A 15,611-nucleotide genomic window follows, 5' to 3' on the forward strand; every position below is an offset into this window, starting at 1 on the left:
CTTAAATAGGGTCCTGCCGGGCGGCGCCGAGCGCCGCCATGCCACGCCAATCCGGGAGGGCGCGATGACGAGATGGCCCATGCCGCCAGGGGACGGATTCCGAAAAGGGAACAAAACCCGATTCTGCCGGAGTCAGCGATTCGGCCCCGCTTCGTTCCAGACTCGTTCTTGCATGGTCGGCGTCTAGGACCTGCATCGACCCCGTCCACGCTCCCGCCCGCATGGGCGGGCGAGAAGATTGGCTCCTTCGCCTTGCTTCCTTTCCGTTCGCTGCCGCCCGCCGCCCGCGCCAATAGCGTCACGGCCGTGCTGGGCCCGACCAATACCGGCAAGACCCATCTCGCCATCGAGCGCATGGTCGCCCACCCCACAGGGATGATCGGCCTGCCGCTGCGCCTGCTCGCGCGCGAGGTCTATCAGCGCGTCGTCGACAAGGTCGGTGCGCAAGCCGTCGCCCTCGTCACCGGCGAGGAGAAGATCAAGCCGGAGCGGCCGCGTTTCTGGGTCTGTACGGTCGAGGCGATGCCGCGCGATCTCGCGGTCGATTTCGTGGCGATCGACGAAATCCAGCTCGCCTCCGATCTCGACCGCGGCCATGTCTTCACCGACCGGTTGCTGAACCGGCGCGGCCGGGCCGAGACCATGCTGATCGGCGCCGCGACGATGCGTCCGCTGATCGAGCAGCTCATGCCGGGCGTCAATGTCGTGACGCGTCCGCGCCTGTCGCAGCTCACCTTCGCCGGCGACCGCAAGATCACACGCCTGGCGCCGCGCTCGGCCATCGTCGCCTTCTCGGTCGAGGAGGTCTACGCGATCGCCGAGCTGATCCGCCGGCAGAAGGGCGGGGCGGCCGTGGTGCTCGGCGCGCTCTCGCCGCGGACGCGCAACGCCCAGGTCGAGATTTACCAGTCCGGCGATGTCGACTACCTCGTCGCCACCGACGCGATCGGCATGGGGCTCAATCTCGACGTCAACCACATCGCCTTCGCGGCGGACAAGAAGTTCGACGGGCATCATTACCGCAAGCTCAACCCGGCCGAGTTCGGCCAGATCGCGGGCCGAGCCGGGCGCCACCTGCGCGACGGCACCTTCGGCACGAGCGGACGCTGCCCGCCCTTCGATGCGGAACTGGTCGAGGCGATCGAGAATCACCGCTTCGAGCCGATCCGCCAGATGCAGTGGCGCAATTCCGATCTCGACCTCCGATCTATCGACGGTCTTCTCGATACGCTGAACCTCCAGCCCTCGGAGCAGGGCCTGACGCGGGCGCTGATCGCCGAGGACATGACGACGCTGGAAGTGCTGGCGCGGGACCCGGACATCGCGAAGCTGGCGCAGGGGCGGGTGGCGGTCGAACGGCTCTGGGAGGTCTGCGGTCTGCCGGATTATCGCAAGATATCGCCGATGCAGCATGCCGATCTCGCGACCACGCTCTATCTCAGGCTGATGCGCCATAAGCGGCTCGATGCCGACTGGTATGCGGCGCAACTCGCCGCGCTCGACCGCACCGATGGCGAGATCGACACGCTCTCGGCGCGGATCGCGCAGGTCCGGACCTGGACCTATGTCGCGAACCGTCCCGACTGGTTGCCTGATCCAGAGCATTGGCAGGGCATGGCTCGTCTTGTAGAGGACAAGCTGTCGGACGCTCTGCACGAGCGGCTGACCCACAGATTTGTCGATCGGCGCACCAGCGTGTTGATGCGCCGCTTGCGGGAGAATGCGATGTTGGAGGCTGAGGTCACCGCGACGGGCGACGTGCTCGTCGAGGGCCAGCATGTGGGGATGCTGCAGGGCTTCCGCTTCACGGCGGACCCGAAGGCCGGAGGCTCGGAGGTCAAGGCCCTGAACCTGGCGGCGATGAAGGCGCTCGGCTCCGAGATCGAGGCCCGGGCGGCGCGCGTCGTGCTCGCTGGCGACGATGCCTTCGTGCTGTCGCATGACGGGCTGGTGCGCTGGACCGGCGAGCCGGTGGCGCGTCTGACCGCCGGCGAGAAGGTTCTGGAGCCGCGCCTGCGCCTGCTGGTCGAGGAGCATCTCGGCGGCCCCGCGCGCGAGCAGGTCGAGGCTAGGCTCAATCTCTGGCTGAAGAATCACATCACCAGGCTCCTCGGCGCCGTTCAGATCCTCGAAGCGGCCGAGAACGTCGCCGGCATCGCCCGCGGCATCGCCTATCAGGCGGCCGAGGCTCTGGGCGTGCTCGAACGCTCCAAGGTCGGGGAGGAGATGAAGGCGCTGGATCAGGAAGGCCGCGCGGCGCTGCGCCAGCTCGGCATCCGCTTCGGTGCCTTCCACATCTATATGCCCGCGCTGCTGAAGCCGGCGCCGCGCGCGCTCGCCGCCCAGCTCTGGGCGCTGAAGCATGGCGGACCGGAGACGGCCGGGCTCGACGACATCGCCCATCTCGCGGCGTCCGGCCGGACCTCCTTCCCGGTCGACAAGGCCGTGCCGAAGGGGCTGTACCGCGCAGCCGGCTACCGCGTCTGCGGCGAGCGGGCCGTGCGCGTCGATATCCTCGAACGGCTCGCAGACCTGATCCGCCCGGCGATCGCCTATCGTCCCGGCGTCACGCAAGGTACGCCGCCAGCCGGCGCCGCCGATCAGGACGGCTTCGTCGCCACCGGCGCGATGACCTCGCTCGTCGGCTGCGCGGGCGAGGATTTCGCCTCGATCCTGCGCTCGCTCGGCTATGTCTCGCTCAAGCGTCCGGGACCGGCGATCACCGTGCCGCTGGCGCCGCCCCCGGCCGCGACCGAACCGGCGCAGCCAGTCGTGGCTGCTGAGGCGGAGGCCGCCTCGGCCGAGAGCGAAGCTGTCGAGACTACAGGCGGGGCCGAAGGCCCGAGCGAACCCGTGACGGCGCTGAACGCGGATGGTCTGGCCGAGGGCGAGACTGTCGTCGTTGAAGCCCCGGCCGTCGAAACGGCGGATACGCCGATCCTGACCGAGACGGAGCTGGACGCGGCGCGCGAGCCGGTGCCGGCCGATGCGATGGTCGCGCTTCCGGCTGTCGCCGCCGAGGAGGCCGTCTCGGCTGAGGCCGCTGCCGATGAGGCTCCCGCCGTCGAGGCCGCGCCGGCCGAGCCCGAACTGATCGAGGTCTGGCGGCCGCATCGCCATCAGGGCGGGCGCCGGCCGGAGCATGGCAATCCGCGGGGCCGCCGCGAAGGGGGGGAGCGTCGTGAAGGTGGCGAGCGCCGTGGCGGCGACCGGCCGCAACGTGACGGCCGTCCCGGTGGCCCGCGTCGCGACGGACGGCCCGACAACCGCCCGGCCGCTGCCGCAGGCGAGGGCGCTCCGGCCCAGCGCCAGGATGCGCGCCCGCGTCAGGACGACCGCCCGCGCCGCGATGACCGGCCGCAGCGGCAGGATCGTCCGGAGGGCAATCGCGGCCCGCGTCCCGATTTCAAGCGCGACGGCCGTCCCGGCGGCCCGCGCCGCGAGGAGCGGGGCGGGGCCGAGCGCTTCCAGCAGCAGCCGCGTCCGCGCCCGGCCAATCGCGAGCCGGATCCGGATTCGCCGTTCGCCAAGCTCGCAGCCCTCAAGGCCCAGCTCGAAGGCAGCAAGAACTGAAGCCAAGGAGGCGCAGGCGGCTTGCAGGACGATCGTCAGCGTCTCGACAAATGGCTCTGGTTCGCGCGTTTCGCCCGCAACCGCCCGGCCGCCGTGCGCCTGGTGGAGGACGGCCATGTCCGCATCGAGGGGCGCCGCTGCGACAACCCGGCGCAGGGCATCCGGGTCGGCACGGTCCTGACGCTCGCCCTGCCGCATGCGACGGTCGTGGTCAGGGTCCTGGCCTTCGCCGAGCGGCGCGGCTCCTTTACGGTCGCCCAGCAGCTCTATGAGCGCCTCGACGGCGGCAGCGGCGATGCGTCGCTTGCCGAGGCCGCGGACGAGGATTAATTCCGCGGGCTGCCTGCGGCAGCGCTGAAATCGGGCCGGGGAGGGAAATCTTCCCCGCAGCGCCGCTGCAATGACGGATCGTTCTGCAAAGGATCACGAAAACGACCTTGAAACCTGCGCCGCGCGAGGGTTTATGAGGCTGTTTAGAAGCGTTGGAAGGGCCGGCCCATGACCTATGTGGTCACCGAGAACTGCATCAAGTGCAAGTACATGGACTGCGTCGAGGTTTGCCCGGTCGACTGCTTCTATGAAGGCGAGAACATGCTCGTCATCCATCCCGACGAATGCATCGATTGCGGCGTCTGCGAGCCGGAATGCCCGGCCGAGGCGATCAAGCCCGATACCGAGCCCGGCCTCGAAAGCTGGCTGCAGCTCAACGGCAAGTTCGCGGCGAGCTGGCCCAACATCACCCAGAAGAAGGATCCGCCGGCCGACGCCAAGGATTTCGACGGGGTGCCCGGCAAGCTCGAGATGCTCTCGCCGGAACCCGGCGAAGGCGATTGAATCAAGCCGGTCATGGCCGGCTGCGCTGCGTTAACTACGACCTCGCCATGCTGACGCAGGGGAGCGCGGCCCGGCGTTTACCTTTGATTCGGCGTGTTTTTTGTGCTACAAGCTAGTCCCAGTCGAAGTCGTTCCGCATGCCCCTGCGAGATTCCAGCAATCGGGGCGCCCCCAGAGATCAAACACGATGCAAGAGCCGGCTTCGGCGCCGGGGCTTCGATCGTCTTTCTCGTCGGGGCTCAATGAAACAGTCGACTAGGGAGCGTGAGGCGGTGCGTTTTCACAGCGTCGCATCAGGCGGAAAGTCTCCTGCCGGCCGGCCGGGGACCAGATCATCACGTGCTCGCGTCGAGCGGGCCGGTCAGGAGTCGTAACGGCATGTCCACTGCGAAGAAAGCTGTTGTGCGCCAGGGTTTCAAGACGGGCGAGTACGTCGTCTATCCGTCCCATGGCGTCGGTCAGATCACGGCGATCGAAGAGCAGGAAGTCGCGGGTTTCAAGCTGGAACTGTTCGTCGTCAGCTTTGCCAAGGACAAGATGACGTTGCGTGTCCCGACCGCGAAGGCGGCGAGCGTCGGCCTGCGCAAGCTCGCCGATGGCGATGCCGTCGCCAAGGCGCTGACCACGCTCACCGGCCGCGCCCGCATCAAGCGCACCATGTGGTCGCGCCGCGCGCAGGAATACGAAGCGAAGATCAATTCGGGCGATCTCGTCGCCATCGCCGAGGTCGTGCGCGATCTCTACCGGTCCGAGGCCCAGCCGGAGCAGTCCTATTCCGAGCGCCAGCTCTATGAGGCCGCGCTCGACCGCATGACCCGCGAGATCGCGGTCGTCGACGACATCACCGAGACCGAGGCACTCAAGAAGATCGAGGCGCAGCTCGCCAAGTCGCCGCGTCGCGCGGGCAAAGCGGAGGCGGAAGCCGAGGCCGATCTGGAAGGCGACAACGACGATATCGCGGAAGAGGCCGCCTGAACGGTTTCTCCCTCGTCAAATGCGAAGAACCCGGCGGGCGACCGCCGGGTTTTTTGTTGGGTGGAACCTCGCCATGAGGCCGTCATGCTCGGGCTGGACCCGAGCATCTCCTGCCGAAAGAGTCTCGGGTCAAGCTCGAGAATGACGCCATTATTGCCTCAAGCCGTTCCCGTTCCCGCCTTCAGGAACGCGACCGTCCTTGCCCAGGCCTGCCTGGCGGCGGCGGCGTTGTAGCGCTCGGTGCTGGTATCGTTCATGAAAGCGTGATCGACATCCGGGTAGACGATCGCTTCGTATTGGATACCGGCCGCCTTCAGCGCCTTCTCGTAATCCGGCAGCATCTGGACGAGGCGAGCGTCACGCGAGGCCTGCTGTATCAGCAGGCGAGCCTTGATCTGCGGCACCTTGGCGAGTTCCGGCGAGCGGCCATAGAAGACCACCCCAGCCGAAAGCTCGGGCACCGAGACGGCGAGGTCGTTGACCGCGCCGCCGCCCCAGCAGAAGCCGACCGCGCCGGTCCTGCCGGTCGCATCCGGGCGCGCGGCCAGGTATTTGAGCGCGGCGCGGCCCTGGGCGACGACCGTCTCGACCGAAAGCTGCGGGAAGAGCGCGCGGGCGGCGTCGGGGTCGCTGGGCGTGCCGCCGAGGGGAGTCAGGAAATCGAGCCCGAGCGCGGTGAAGCCCTCCAGCGCCATGCGGCGGGTGATGTCCTCGATATGGGGGTTGAGGCCGCGGTTCTCGTGGATGACGAGGACCCCGCCGCGCTTCGCCTCGGCCTTGGGCGTGACGAGATAACCTTTCAGCGTCACCCCATCGACGGTCTGCTGAAACCGGCTCGTGGTGATGCGGGCATCGTCCGGCGCCACCTGCTGCGCATGCGCGTAGTTGGGCTCGAGCAGGGCAAGCGCCGCTTCCGCCGCAGCCGTGGTGCCGGCGATGGCGAGAAGCCGGTTCATGAAGACGCGGCGGTCGAGCGGCTTATGCGTGTATTCGTCGTAGAGTTCGACGATCCGGCGATCGAGCGCCATCCTTGCCTCCCCTGATCATGGCTTTTCGCGATCATAGCGCCGGGCGCGGGCAATGCAGGAGAGGCGTGCGAGGGACTCGCGGCCTTGTGATGGCCTTTCACTTCAAACACGCTGTCATCCCGGACGGAGCGAAGCGGAGATCCGGGATCCATTCCGGAGCGCTGATCGGTGAGGTTCAGGAATGGATTCCTGCCTCCTTGCTGTCGCCCGGGATGATCCGCGTCCTTTTCTGCGGCCGATGGTCGGGCGCTACTCGGCGACGACCTTGTAGCGCTGGCCGGGCGTCAGCGCGGCATTGCGGTCGAGCCCGTTAAGGAGCTGGAAGAGCTCGCCAGGCCGGTCCTGCTCGGGCATGCGCTCGGCCATGCTGGCGATGGTGTCGCCCGCTTCGGCCGCGACCAGCCGGATCTGCATCGGGCGGACGGCCTGGGCCTCGGCCGGCGTCATCACCCGGAAGCTGTCGGCGATGGCGCGCATCTGCCGCTCCGGGTCGCTGCCGCCGCGTGCCGCCAGGATGAAGCGGTAGACCCGCTCGCCGATCTGCACGGCGGCGAGCCTAAAGGTCCAGTCGGTTCCGCGGCCATGGGCGCGGACGGCGGGCTGGCCGGCGATCTCGGTCTTCTCGATGCCGGTGGTCTCGACGCCCTCGATCCAGCCGGCGGCGACATAGGATTCCAGCGTCTGGCCGCTCTTCAGCGTCACGGAATCGAAGCGCAAGGCCTGGGCGCCGTTGGCGCTGACGCCGATGACCATGTCCTGCGCGGATTCCAGGCTGAAACCGTCCGGCGCGCTGAAGCCGATGCGCAGTGCGCTGTTGAGATAGCGCCGGCCGCGGACCACGCCGTCGCGCGGGTCGTCGCCATAGGCCAGGCCCTCGATCGCATTCAGCCAGCGATTGGCGTCGCGCTCGCCGATGCCGGGCGCGCCGATCTGCCGGGCGGCGGCGGTGACGGCGGCGATGCGCTCCGGCGTCTGCGGATGGCTGGAGAGGATGTCGAGCCGCTTGTCGTCGGCGCTCTGGTTCTGGCCGCTGCTGCGGAAGGCGGTGTTGCGGCCGAGCGTGGCGAGGAAGCGACCGGCGCCATAGGGGTCGTAGCCAGCCCGCGAGATATTACGGACGCTGATCTGGTCGGCCGTCAATTCCTGCTGGCGCGAGAACCTGGCGAGCGAGAGCCTGGAGCCGGCGCGCACCGCCTCGCTGCGCGTCTGATCCTTCAGGACCTGCGAGACCACTTGGCTGACCAGCGCCGATTCCGCTTCCTTCTCCGCCCGCTCGACGGCGTGCTGCGCCGTGACATGGGCGATCTCATGGGCCAGCACCGAGGCGATCTCGGAGGTGTCGTTGGCGAGCGCCAACAGGCCGCGCGTGACATAGAGCCGGCCATTGGGCAGGGCGAAGGCGTTCACCACCGGCGAATTCAGGATGGTGATGTCGTAATGGCCGATCTGGCCTTCGCCTGCCTTGGCGAGGCGCTGGACGACCTCGTCGAGGGCGGCACGGGCGCGCGGCGCACGGTATTCGCCGCCGAAGGCCGCGAGCAGACGCTGGTGCTCCTGGTCGGAGGCGCGCTGGATCGTGCTGATGCGCGGCGCGATCTCGCCGTCGGAGCTGTTGCTCGCCGACAGGATCGGGCTTTGGTCGCCAAGGCAGCCGACGAGCAGGAAGCCGGGCAGCGCGATAGCTGCCAGCCGCTTCGAAAGTCGCGAAAGCGATGCTCGACCGGTCTGCTGCATGTCCTCAGTCGATCAGTTCCAGCGCGGCCCGCGAAGCGACCTCCAAAAGAAGGCCGTCGCGCCCGGACAGGACGCCATAGGCGCGCAGCCGTTTACCGCCGAGATGGCTCGCGGTCCAGCCGGCGCTCTTGAGTTCACGCCAGAGACTGCGCGACAGAACGATCGAGGCAGCCTCCTTCGGGCGGCGGGAAAAGTTCAGATAGGTTCGCTGGGAGCGCTCGCCGACCGAGGCGATCCGGCCTTCCAGCATGACGTAACGCCCCTCCTGCGCCTTTACCGCGGCGAGATCATGGCCGTCGACCGCCACCAGCGGCGAAACTTGCGGCCGAGATGTTACCGATTTCTGAACGGATGCCTTCTGCGGCGTCTCGCAGGGAGACGAGCCGGGTTCGGGCATGGGCAGCGCTGCGCCCTGCCGCAACAGCATCTGAGCGAGATCCTGCGCCGATTCGCCCGATGATGCCGGGGGCACCGAGAGCCGTGCGGGCAGGCGCCCCCAGCGATCGGGCTCGCCGAGGAGGGACAAGCCCAGCGGGCGTCCGGTGAAACCGCGCAGGCCGGCATCGAAGCGCGACGTTTCCTCAGGGCCCTGGCGCGGAGCGAGGCCGATCAGCCGCAGCCTGCGTCCGTCCTGCAGAAGCGGGTCCCCGGCCGGGTCGAGCCCGGTCAACTGCACGATCGTCGCGGCATCGTCCGGCGCGCAGCCGGGCGCGGCCCTCGCCGGCGCGATCGACAGGGCGGCGAACATGACGATGGCAAGAAGGGACTTCACCCGCATCCCGATTATGCTACACGGAGTTTCGTGCGTCCCGGTAGCTCAGCAGGATAGAGCAACGGTTTCCTAAACCGTAGGTCAGGGGTTCGAATCCCTTCCGGGACGCCATTTCAAAATCCTAAGATATTGCAATCAGAGGTCTTTTTAGATTTTCGCCGAGCGCTACCCCAATATTTACCCCAACAGCGTGCGCAAATCGGTTAAGGCTGCAACAGGCTGACAAGCGAATTTGTCGCACCAATCTCACAGCTCTAACACGTCGGCTGCATCCTCGCCTTCGCGCAGCCCTTTGAAGGAAGCGTGCCGCAGCTTGCCATCATCGGTCCAGGCGCGAAACGCGACCTCCGCCACAAGCTCAGGCTTGATCCAGACCGCATCCTCGCGGCGTCCTGTCCCGGTCGCGGATGGCTTGTCGGTGACGAGCTTGCTCATTTGCTTGCGCAGCGCGGCGCCACTCGATGCCGTGAAGCCGGTTCCGACGCCGCCAACATAGACCAGCGCACCATCCTTCATCGCGCCAAGCAGCAGCCGACCGATGCCGCCAAGCGCAGCTCGGGATGGCTCATAGCCGATGATGGCGAAGCCCTCGGATTGCACGCACTTGATCTTGAGCCATTCGCCGCCCCGGCCGGATCGATAGGGAGCAGAGCGACGCTTCGCGATAATGCCCTCTAGGCCCATTTCGCACGCGAGCTTCAGGAAGGCGCCGCCGTCCGCGTCGATGTCCTCGCTCATGCTGATCGAGCCATGTGGCTGGGCAGAGAGGGCATCGGCCAGCATGTCCCGCCGATCGGCTTGCGGTAGGGAGCGCAGATCGTGGCCATTGAGATAGAGCAGATCGAACGCGTAGAGCCGCGCTTCCGATGCGAAGCGCTTCCCGCCTCGGCCACCTAGCGCACGCTGGAGCGCCCCGAAGTCGGATGCGCCGCGCTCATCGAGCACGACCGCTTCGCCGTCGAGAATGGCGGTATCCAGGCCAAGTTCGCGAGCATCATAGGCGATGGTCGGAAAGCGCGCCGTCCAGTCATGTCCGCCTCGTGTGATGATGCGAACCCGGCTCCGCTCAATATGGACAGCGAGCCGATAGCCGTCCCATTTCACTTCGAAGGACCAATCATCGCCAACGGGCGGCTTGCCCTGGAGCTGCGCCAGGCAGGGCTCAACCCGTTCGGGCATCGGGTCGGATAGTAGATCCCGCTCAAGCCGCTTTCGGCGCGCCGGCCCTTTGACGGTATCGACGCCCAGCCCGGCTCTGAGAACCCGACGCGCACACATTGGACACAACCCACGCAACGAAACGAGTCGCCAACGGGCGCACACTCGAATCGTTCCGCTCGATCATCAGGCGTCCGGCGCAGTGCCGTGTGAACTTGTTTTTGATTAGCCGGAACTAAAGGCAGGGCGGCCGGTTCTCCGCCGTCATCGTGAAGGAAACGCGACATGTCTCAAACGCTTACCGTCTGTCGCGTCGGGCCTGATTGGGCCGTACGAGACGCGACCAGAGAGCACTATGGCCGGTCGCCCCTTATCAACGAGACGATCGAGGCGGCCCAACGCCTTTCCCGCCGGAATGGCAGCAAGGTCATCCTGAGCAGCGAGGCGGAATCTCATCTGCGCGCCCGGACGGGCTCAACCGGCAGTAAATGAGTAAGCGGCGGATTGACTTATTGGCGGCACGGCGCTGAATGGATCGCAAGCCGACTACCCCCGACTTGGGCGGTTAGCATCCTCAGTTCTGGCGTCGCACGCGAACGATCGGCCCCGCAAGTGAAACCGACAGTTGAGACGTACACGGCAGTGCTGCCGCGGTACGAGCGCGCTGATTTTCAGCGCATGTGGCAACTCGCCCACGATCGAGACGATATGCCAAGCGATTACGAGGTTTGGCATGCCTCGGCCCGCACTGTGATGACGGAATGGCTCGCGCGCGGCAGGGCGCTTCAGATCATAACCGTCAGGCCCGACGAGTTCTTGAATTGGCTGGCAGATCGCGGGCTACAGAATACGGCTGCCAGCCGTTTGAAATACGTGGAAGAGCGGGCTCGCGGCGAAGGGATCAACCAGCCCGCCAATGCTGGCGCGGCAACCGATCAAACCGCTGAACCGACCGCCGCATAGAAAGGAACCAGTTCATCTCTCGCGCTGTTGAATCGCCGTTAGTGCGTTGCGGGAGGTGTTCCCATGGTTGCCCTGAGAAAGCCGGCCGAGCTGCCGCCACGTCGCCATAGCGCGGTGAAGCGCGAGCTGTATCGTGAGCGATGCAGGGATGAAGACGGCAATCGCTACACGGTTATCGTCTGGCGCGATTGGCCAAGCACCAACCTGACCTCGTACACGTTGGAAGACGGCACGCCAGTCCATTACGAGGACGAGTGCTATTTCCTGATCGAGCCGACCCGTCAAATGCTAACGCGGTGCGACGATTGATGTGCTCCATCTCCCGGCATGAAGACGACATTAGAGCGAGCGTTTGAACTGGCGCGCTCTGGAAAATGCGCCAGCATGAAAGAGCTTCAGCGCACCCTCGCGGCAGAGGGTTATGCGCAGCAGCAGCTTACCGGCCCCGTGCTGTTCGAGCAGCTTCGCAGACTCATGAAGGCCGCCAAGCCGCCTAGCGATAAGGCCTGATCGGTTGGACGAAAGCGCATTCCGGCTGCGGCTGACATGGCCGGGAGAAGACGAGAACGACTATCTCGTGCTCGACCAGCAGGCCAACATCATCGGCAGGATCTACAGGGAGGTTGCGACCTCACAGGGTCGATGGCTGTTCTTCGTCGGGCCGGGCAATCTCCCGCGACGCGCTGACTTCCATGGCTATGTCCAAAGCTTTGAGGAAGCGAAAGAGCGCTTCAAAGAGCTGTGGCCGCAATATCGAGCGCAGTGGAGCGAAGAGCGCTTAGAGAACGCCCTGGCGCAGCAGCGTGCCGCGTGGGCCTCGGGGAACTAATCGCCCTCGGTCGGATTCGATGGCCATGGAAGCGAGAATCAAATCTCAGGCCGAGTATGAGGCCGCGCTGGAGCGCACCGAGCAACTAACCGGCGCCCCTGAAAATACGCCCGAGGAGCGCGCGCTGATCCAGCTTGTTCTCGATGTCGAGATATGGCGGACGAAGCACCGGCTTTAACCCGGCGCACATTCTTTGCGATTCCATGGCGAAGTGGCCTCGGTTTCCCGAGGCCACTGATTATTCCTCACGCGACGGGGCGATAAGGGCCGGCGTTTTCATCAAAGCGCGACCAACCGCTTGCGCGGTAATCGGCCTCGCGGGTCGCGCGGTCGATCGGGGTAGCGCCATCAAGAATAGCCTGGACGGCGGCCTCGTGCTCGGGAGCCGTGCGGACAGAGACCACCGATCCGCCGCGGCGGACGGTCTCGGCATAGTAGTGGGCCTCGTCCTCGTCGTGGCCCTCCTTCACGAATGAGCCGACCAATCCACCGGCGGCAGCACCAGCGACGGCACCCGCGGCGGTCGAGGCGAGCCAGCCTGCGGCGACGACCGGACCGATGCCCGGAATGGCGAGCATGCCGATGCCAGCCAGGAGACCGGCGGCGCCGCCGACGCCCGCTCCGATGCCGGCGCCTTCTGCAGCGTTGGTTTCGCCAGTGACGCCGTCGCGGCCTACAACGCTGATGTCACTGCTAGACACGCCGGCCGCTTCAAGCTGTTCGACGACGGAGCGGGCGGTTGTGTAGCTATCGTAGGAACGGGTGATAGTGCGGGTCATTTCGTTCTCCAATTTTCGGGGTTCCAGCGGCACGGATCAGTTGCGGGTGATGTTGCCGCGGTAGTCCACGGAGACGTTGACCTGCTTGCCCGAGTGCGTGGCCTTGCCTTTCCAGACGCCGTTGTCGTCCTTCTTCAGGGCGCTGACGCTCGAATAGCCATTCGCTTCCAGCCGGCTCTTGGCCTGGCCTTCGGTGAAGCTGTTGGCGCCGGGGAGCGGTGCGTTCTTGTCAGCGTCAGCTTTGGGAGCCGGCATCGGCGAGGTCGTGCTCGTCTGGGCGAGCGCACCGAAGGACATCGAAGCTGCAATCAGCGAGACGAGAACCGTTTTTTTCATTGTCTGACACTCCTGCATAGGTGCGGCGTGAGCCGCGAAGTGGGTGTCGAACTTTGAAGAATGCGATTCTGTTCCGACGTGAACCAACCTCGGAACGCTTCCAATGCTGCACTCGTTGTCTGAATCTCACCCCTCGGAGCTACGATGAAACCAGAGCACGATGACAAGATCGGATCCGGCGACCTTGATCCCGCGGGGGCCGAACTGGTCAGCCGGTTGCTCGAAATCATTGCCGCTGAGGGGCTCGTCAAACCCGAGCTTTTAGAGCCTCACGCTACGGTCGACGATATTGGCTTCACGATCGACGACCTCACGCTGATCGGTAATGCGATCGAGCGCGAGTATGATTGCGACATGATGCCAGACGAGGCCATGCAGCGCTGCAAGACTGTCCGCGAACTTGTTGAGCTCATGGGACGCCGCATTCAGCGTGCAGCCTCTGGCGAGGGACGCTAGTCGGAACCTGGAGCCTTTCGGGCGATTGTATCGCCGCGAAGGAGGCTACCATGGCAGACGACAAGACTAAACGCGGCCCTCAGGACCGTTCGCGCATCAACCTCAGCGAAGATTATGAGGTGCGCTATTGGACCGACAAATTTGGCGTATCCAAAGCGCAGCTTGAGGAAGCTGTTCGCGAGGTCGGGTCTTCGGCTGAAGCTGTTGAAGCAGACCTTCGCCGGGCTACGCTTAGCAGGGGCAAAGAATGAGCGCTGCAATCGACATTCGGCGCGATGGTGACGAGTGGGTCATTGAAGATGGCTCCGCGCGCATCCGTCTCACGAAACCAGGCCCCCGCATCGTTGAGCGCCTAGTGAAAAAGTGGGACCGCCAGACGGATCAACAGGAGATTGATCAACTGCGCGGCGCGGCGCCAAACGACAGCGCCGACTGAGCGGCTTTCCCGCCTTTTGCGAATCTGGCAGAGCGCCCGTCATGCCGTACCCGCCCGAAAACCCTCCGCACGTCTTTTCCGTTCTCGCCGGCCGGGAAGTGTCGACGTGGTCCGACGAATGGAAGCACGAATGCGAGGTGCGGATGCTCGCGAACATGACACTGGCGCAGCGCAACGAAGTGCTGGATGAGCCGCTTAGGGGCATGAAGGCGAAGCGCGGAGAGCCGGCGGTTGCGCGCATGCGGGCCGAGATTGATCGGTACGCCAGCCTTATGCGGCCGAAGTCCTAGAGCGCTGGCTTGCTCTTGAAACGTTCAAGTGCGCGGCGCACTAGATCAGCCTCATCGACCGCGACAATGGCGTAGCTGGCGACAATGTAGGCCAGGCGAGTGCGAGCGTCGTCCCGGTCGTACTCAGGCACTTCAGGCTCCAGCTTCGACCATGCAATTTCCAACGCGCCCTGTGCGCGGGCTAGGTCGACCGGATCGGTAAGAGATGACAGCGGCATGGCCGGTGTTATGCGCTCGTAGCCGCGCGAGGCCAACCGCGTCTAGAACAGATCATCCTTGAACGGCTCGATGGTCGACGGATCGTCGTCGCCTTCGCCGGCCTTGTTCACGCGCTTGGACACGATCCATTCGCGCAGCTCGCGGGGTGGTTGCTTTAGAAGCTCCATACCGCCTGAGCCGTCCAGCCACGCCTCGAAATCCTGGCGCAGCAGCATGCAGGGCATGCGGTCGTGATACTGCGCTGTCCAGGCGTTCGCCTCGCGGACAATCATCGTGCAGGTGGTGATGTCTTCGCCCGTCTCGGGATTGCGCCAGTTCTCCCACAGCCCAGCGAAGGCCAGCAAGTCGCCATCTGCGGCCGAGAAAAAGTGCGGCACGCGGTCTTTCTTTTCGCCCGTCCATTCGAAGAACCCGCTGGCCGGGATGATGCAGCGACAGCTTCGATAGGCGTGCTTGAACGTGCCGCTTGTGTCGACCGTCTCGACGCGGGCGTTGAAGGTCGCGAGCTTGAAATCCTTGAGCCGGCCCTTGTGCCAGCCGGGAATTAGGCCCCATCGAGCTTTCTTCAGCTCGCGGCCGGCCTCGGTCTTCACGATGATATCGACTTCGGTTGTGGGGGCGATGTTGTAGCGCGCCCGCAGGTTCGGCGTGGCTGCCGGCACTGTCAGCGGCTGGCTGAAGGCTACAATCTCATTCCAGCTATAGGCCTGGCTGAATCGCCCGCACATGGCCGAGCCTCCTTCCGCTGCCAACGTTTACCAACGATTAATCATCTGATTTCGATCCCGCGGCCCGCAAGCTAAGAACGCGCCGGGGGGCGGAGAACGCGATAATGCTAAGCGACGACGCCATTGGTTATGACGATACGCAGTCGAGCGGGAGCAAAATGCTCTGGCGCGCGGCGCTGGGAGTCCTCGTCATGCTGCCCGCCGCAATCACAGGATGCGCCTTATTTGCCGTGATGAAGTAGCATTCCGTGCTCATGCAAATATTCAGCAAGGCCAAAGCCTTTCGCCTGCCCTACAGCGCGGTTGCTGCCTTGCTAGGCGGCTCCATCACCGTACTTCAGGCCGTTTGGCTGGGATTCCTTGGCTACGGCCTATGGTGGCTCATTTAAGACGAATTCGCTCCGCGCAACTGTCCAAGATGCGATGCCCATTCAGCGTACGGTGTGTTCTTCGCCATATGACGGTTGTAGTCGGGCGCACCATCGTCCCACCAGACTGGAC

At 65.3% G+C, this 15,611-nt stretch carries 22 protein-coding genes and 1 tRNA gene; 15 read left to right on the plus strand and 8 right to left on the minus strand.

What is annotated here, in order from left to right; translation table 11 throughout:
* Positions 1–252: 252 nt before the first annotated feature.
* The 4 genes from OCUBac02_RS03830 (at position 253) to OCUBac02_RS03845 (ending at position 5,382) form a co-directional block, all read left to right on the plus strand.
* A complete protein-coding gene (locus OCUBac02_RS03830; RefSeq protein ID WP_244639087.1) occupies positions 253–3,573 on the plus strand; it encodes a helicase-related protein in 3,321 nt (1,106 codons plus the stop codon).
* Positions 3,574–3,594: 21 nt separating this feature from the next.
* A complete protein-coding gene (locus OCUBac02_RS03835) occupies positions 3,595–3,903 on the plus strand; it encodes an RNA-binding S4 domain-containing protein (RefSeq protein WP_173043520.1) in 309 nt (102 codons plus the stop codon).
* A gap of 168 nt (positions 3,904–4,071) precedes the next feature.
* Positions 4,072–4,407 carry a ferredoxin FdxA gene (gene fdxA, locus OCUBac02_RS03840; RefSeq protein WP_047576269.1) on the plus strand — a complete coding sequence of 112 codons (336 nt, stop codon included), beginning with the start codon at positions 4,072–4,074 and terminating at the stop codon, positions 4,405–4,407.
* A 378-nt stretch (positions 4,408–4,785) separates the two neighbouring features.
* Entirely contained in the window at positions 4,786–5,382 is a 597-nt protein-coding gene (locus tag OCUBac02_RS03845) for a CarD family transcriptional regulator (RefSeq protein ID WP_047576271.1), read from the plus strand.
* A gap of 158 nt (positions 5,383–5,540) precedes the next feature.
* On the opposite strand, the gene OCUBac02_RS03850 is transcribed toward OCUBac02_RS03845, so the two are convergent.
* From OCUBac02_RS03850 to OCUBac02_RS03860, 3 genes are all read right to left on the minus strand, one after another.
* Positions 5,541–6,410, minus strand: coding sequence for a dienelactone hydrolase family protein (locus OCUBac02_RS03850; RefSeq protein WP_173043521.1), 870 nt, complete (start codon positions 6,408–6,410; stop codon positions 5,541–5,543).
* 249 nt (positions 6,411–6,659) lie between these two features.
* Complete coding sequence (locus OCUBac02_RS03855; RefSeq protein ID WP_173043522.1) at positions 6,660–8,144, minus strand: M48 family metalloprotease; 1,485 nt, start codon at positions 8,142–8,144, stop codon at positions 6,660–6,662.
* 4 nt (positions 8,145–8,148) lie between these two features.
* A complete protein-coding gene (locus tag OCUBac02_RS03860; protein WP_173043523.1) occupies positions 8,149–8,916 on the minus strand; it encodes a hypothetical protein in 768 nt (255 codons plus the stop codon).
* Positions 8,917–8,950: 34 nt separating this feature from the next.
* Between OCUBac02_RS03860 and OCUBac02_RS03865 the strand changes: the two genes are divergently transcribed.
* Positions 8,951–9,027, plus strand: a tRNA-Arg gene (locus tag OCUBac02_RS03865).
* A gap of 135 nt (positions 9,028–9,162) precedes the next feature.
* On the opposite strand, the gene ligD is transcribed toward OCUBac02_RS03865, so the two are convergent.
* A complete protein-coding gene (gene ligD, locus OCUBac02_RS03870) occupies positions 9,163–10,194 on the minus strand; it encodes a non-homologous end-joining DNA ligase (protein ID WP_173043524.1) in 1,032 nt (343 codons plus the stop codon).
* Positions 10,195–10,686: 492 nt separating this feature from the next.
* On the opposite strand from ligD, the gene OCUBac02_RS03875 reads away from it, so the two are divergent.
* The 5 genes from OCUBac02_RS03875 (at position 10,687) to OCUBac02_RS03895 (ending at position 12,044) form a co-directional block, all read left to right on the plus strand.
* On the plus strand, positions 10,687–11,037 hold the full coding sequence (locus OCUBac02_RS03875) for a hypothetical protein (RefSeq protein WP_173043525.1): 351 nt from the start codon (positions 10,687–10,689) through the stop codon (positions 11,035–11,037).
* A 63-nt stretch (positions 11,038–11,100) separates the two neighbouring features.
* Positions 11,101–11,346, plus strand: coding sequence for a hypothetical protein (locus tag OCUBac02_RS03880; protein WP_173043526.1), 246 nt, complete (start codon positions 11,101–11,103; stop codon positions 11,344–11,346).
* A 75-nt stretch (positions 11,347–11,421) separates the two neighbouring features.
* A complete protein-coding gene (locus OCUBac02_RS27440; protein ID WP_280528842.1) occupies positions 11,422–11,547 on the plus strand; it encodes a hypothetical protein in 126 nt (41 codons plus the stop codon).
* Positions 11,548–11,551: 4 nt separating this feature from the next.
* Entirely contained in the window at positions 11,552–11,866 is a 315-nt protein-coding gene (locus OCUBac02_RS03890; RefSeq protein ID WP_173043528.1) for a hypothetical protein, read from the plus strand.
* 25 nt (positions 11,867–11,891) lie between these two features.
* Positions 11,892–12,044: a hypothetical protein gene (locus OCUBac02_RS03895; RefSeq protein WP_173043529.1), complete on the plus strand. Its 153-nt coding sequence runs from the start codon at positions 11,892–11,894 to the stop codon at positions 12,042–12,044.
* A 67-nt stretch (positions 12,045–12,111) separates the two neighbouring features.
* On the opposite strand, the gene OCUBac02_RS03900 is transcribed toward OCUBac02_RS03895, so the two are convergent.
* Entirely contained in the window at positions 12,112–12,645 is a 534-nt protein-coding gene (locus OCUBac02_RS03900) for a general stress protein (protein ID WP_173043530.1), read from the minus strand.
* A 36-nt stretch (positions 12,646–12,681) separates the two neighbouring features.
* Positions 12,682–12,981, minus strand: a complete 300-nt coding sequence (locus OCUBac02_RS03905) for a PepSY domain-containing protein (RefSeq protein WP_173043531.1) — start codon at positions 12,979–12,981, stop codon at positions 12,682–12,684.
* 144 nt (positions 12,982–13,125) lie between these two features.
* On the opposite strand from OCUBac02_RS03905, the gene OCUBac02_RS03910 reads away from it, so the two are divergent.
* From OCUBac02_RS03910 to OCUBac02_RS03925, 4 genes are read left to right on the plus strand one after another with little or no spacing between them, the layout of a single operon-like run.
* Positions 13,126–13,437: a phosphopantetheine-binding protein gene (locus OCUBac02_RS03910; RefSeq protein WP_173043532.1), complete on the plus strand. Its 312-nt coding sequence runs from the start codon at positions 13,126–13,128 to the stop codon at positions 13,435–13,437.
* A 50-nt stretch (positions 13,438–13,487) separates the two neighbouring features.
* Positions 13,488–13,688, plus strand: coding sequence for a DUF3606 domain-containing protein (locus OCUBac02_RS03915; protein ID WP_173043533.1), 201 nt, complete (start codon positions 13,488–13,490; stop codon positions 13,686–13,688).
* On the plus strand, positions 13,685–13,873 hold the full coding sequence (locus OCUBac02_RS03920; RefSeq protein WP_173043534.1) for a hypothetical protein: 189 nt from the start codon (positions 13,685–13,687) through the stop codon (positions 13,871–13,873). The genes OCUBac02_RS03915 and OCUBac02_RS03920 overlap by 4 nt, the downstream gene beginning before the upstream one ends.
* A 41-nt stretch (positions 13,874–13,914) precedes the next feature.
* The gene (locus OCUBac02_RS03925; RefSeq protein WP_173043535.1) at positions 13,915–14,163 is read left to right on the plus strand and encodes a DUF7696 family protein; all 249 of its coding nucleotides are present in this window, start codon (positions 13,915–13,917) and stop codon (positions 14,161–14,163) included.
* Here OCUBac02_RS03925 and OCUBac02_RS03930 read toward each other — a convergent pair.
* Both OCUBac02_RS03930 and OCUBac02_RS03935 read right to left on the minus strand, forming a co-directional pair.
* Positions 14,160–14,381, minus strand: coding sequence for a hypothetical protein (locus OCUBac02_RS03930; protein WP_173043536.1), 222 nt, complete (start codon positions 14,379–14,381; stop codon positions 14,160–14,162). The two genes, OCUBac02_RS03925 and OCUBac02_RS03930, sit on opposite strands and share 4 nt — an antisense overlap.
* Before the next feature lie 42 nt (positions 14,382–14,423).
* The gene (locus OCUBac02_RS03935) at positions 14,424–15,110 is read right to left on the minus strand and encodes an SOS response-associated peptidase (protein WP_173043537.1); all 687 of its coding nucleotides are present in this window, start codon (positions 15,108–15,110) and stop codon (positions 14,424–14,426) included.
* A 104-nt stretch (positions 15,111–15,214) separates the two neighbouring features.
* Here OCUBac02_RS03935 and OCUBac02_RS03940 point away from each other — a divergent pair, with 104 nt between their 5' ends.
* Positions 15,215–15,352, plus strand: a complete 138-nt coding sequence (locus OCUBac02_RS03940; RefSeq protein WP_173043538.1) for a hypothetical protein — start codon at positions 15,215–15,217, stop codon at positions 15,350–15,352.
* Positions 15,353–15,611 lie beyond the last annotated feature (259 nt).

It is taken from the genome of Bosea sp. ANAM02, assembly GCF_011764485.1.
GTDB lineage: Bacteria > Pseudomonadota > Alphaproteobacteria > Rhizobiales > Beijerinckiaceae > Allobosea.

What these genes read in the sequence shown, in the direction of transcription:
- fdxA (WP_047576269.1), top strand. Translation starts at nt 4,072, where the DNA reads ATGACCTATGTGGTCACCGAGAACTGCATCAAGTGCAAGTACATGGAC.
- OCUBac02_RS27440 (WP_280528842.1), top strand. Translation starts at nt 11,422, where the DNA reads ATGAAAGAGCTTCAGCGCACCCTCGCGGCAGAGGGTTATGCGCAGCAG.
- OCUBac02_RS03855 (WP_173043522.1), bottom strand. Translation starts at nt 8,144, where the DNA reads ATGCAGCAGACCGGTCGAGCATCGCTTTCGCGACTTTCGAAGCGGCTG.
- OCUBac02_RS03930 (WP_173043536.1), bottom strand. Translation starts at nt 14,381, where the DNA reads ATGCCGCTGTCATCTCTTACCGATCCGGTCGACCTAGCCCGCGCACAG.
- OCUBac02_RS03880 (WP_173043526.1), top strand. Translation starts at nt 11,101, where the DNA reads ATGGTTGCCCTGAGAAAGCCGGCCGAGCTGCCGCCACGTCGCCATAGC.
- OCUBac02_RS03910 (WP_173043532.1), top strand. Translation starts at nt 13,126, where the DNA reads ATGAAACCAGAGCACGATGACAAGATCGGATCCGGCGACCTTGATCCC.
- ligD (WP_173043524.1), bottom strand. Translation starts at nt 10,194, where the DNA reads ATGTGTGCGCGTCGGGTTCTCAGAGCCGGGCTGGGCGTCGATACCGTC.
- OCUBac02_RS03905 (WP_173043531.1), bottom strand. Translation starts at nt 12,981, where the DNA reads ATGAAAAAAACGGTTCTCGTCTCGCTGATTGCAGCTTCGATGTCCTTC.
- OCUBac02_RS03940 (WP_173043538.1), top strand. Translation starts at nt 15,215, where the DNA reads ATGCTAAGCGACGACGCCATTGGTTATGACGATACGCAGTCGAGCGGG.
- OCUBac02_RS03900 (WP_173043530.1), bottom strand. Translation starts at nt 12,645, where the DNA reads ATGACCCGCACTATCACCCGTTCCTACGATAGCTACACAACCGCCCGC.
- OCUBac02_RS03935 (WP_173043537.1), bottom strand. Translation starts at nt 15,110, where the DNA reads ATGTGCGGGCGATTCAGCCAGGCCTATAGCTGGAATGAGATTGTAGCC.
- OCUBac02_RS03915 (WP_173043533.1), top strand. Translation starts at nt 13,488, where the DNA reads ATGGCAGACGACAAGACTAAACGCGGCCCTCAGGACCGTTCGCGCATC.
- OCUBac02_RS03925 (WP_173043535.1), top strand. Translation starts at nt 13,915, where the DNA reads ATGCCGTACCCGCCCGAAAACCCTCCGCACGTCTTTTCCGTTCTCGCC.
- OCUBac02_RS03845 (WP_047576271.1), top strand. Translation starts at nt 4,786, where the DNA reads ATGTCCACTGCGAAGAAAGCTGTTGTGCGCCAGGGTTTCAAGACGGGC.
- OCUBac02_RS03850 (WP_173043521.1), bottom strand. Translation starts at nt 6,410, where the DNA reads ATGGCGCTCGATCGCCGGATCGTCGAACTCTACGACGAATACACGCAT.
- OCUBac02_RS03895 (WP_173043529.1), top strand. Translation starts at nt 11,892, where the DNA reads ATGGAAGCGAGAATCAAATCTCAGGCCGAGTATGAGGCCGCGCTGGAG.
- OCUBac02_RS03920 (WP_173043534.1), top strand. Translation starts at nt 13,685, where the DNA reads ATGAGCGCTGCAATCGACATTCGGCGCGATGGTGACGAGTGGGTCATT.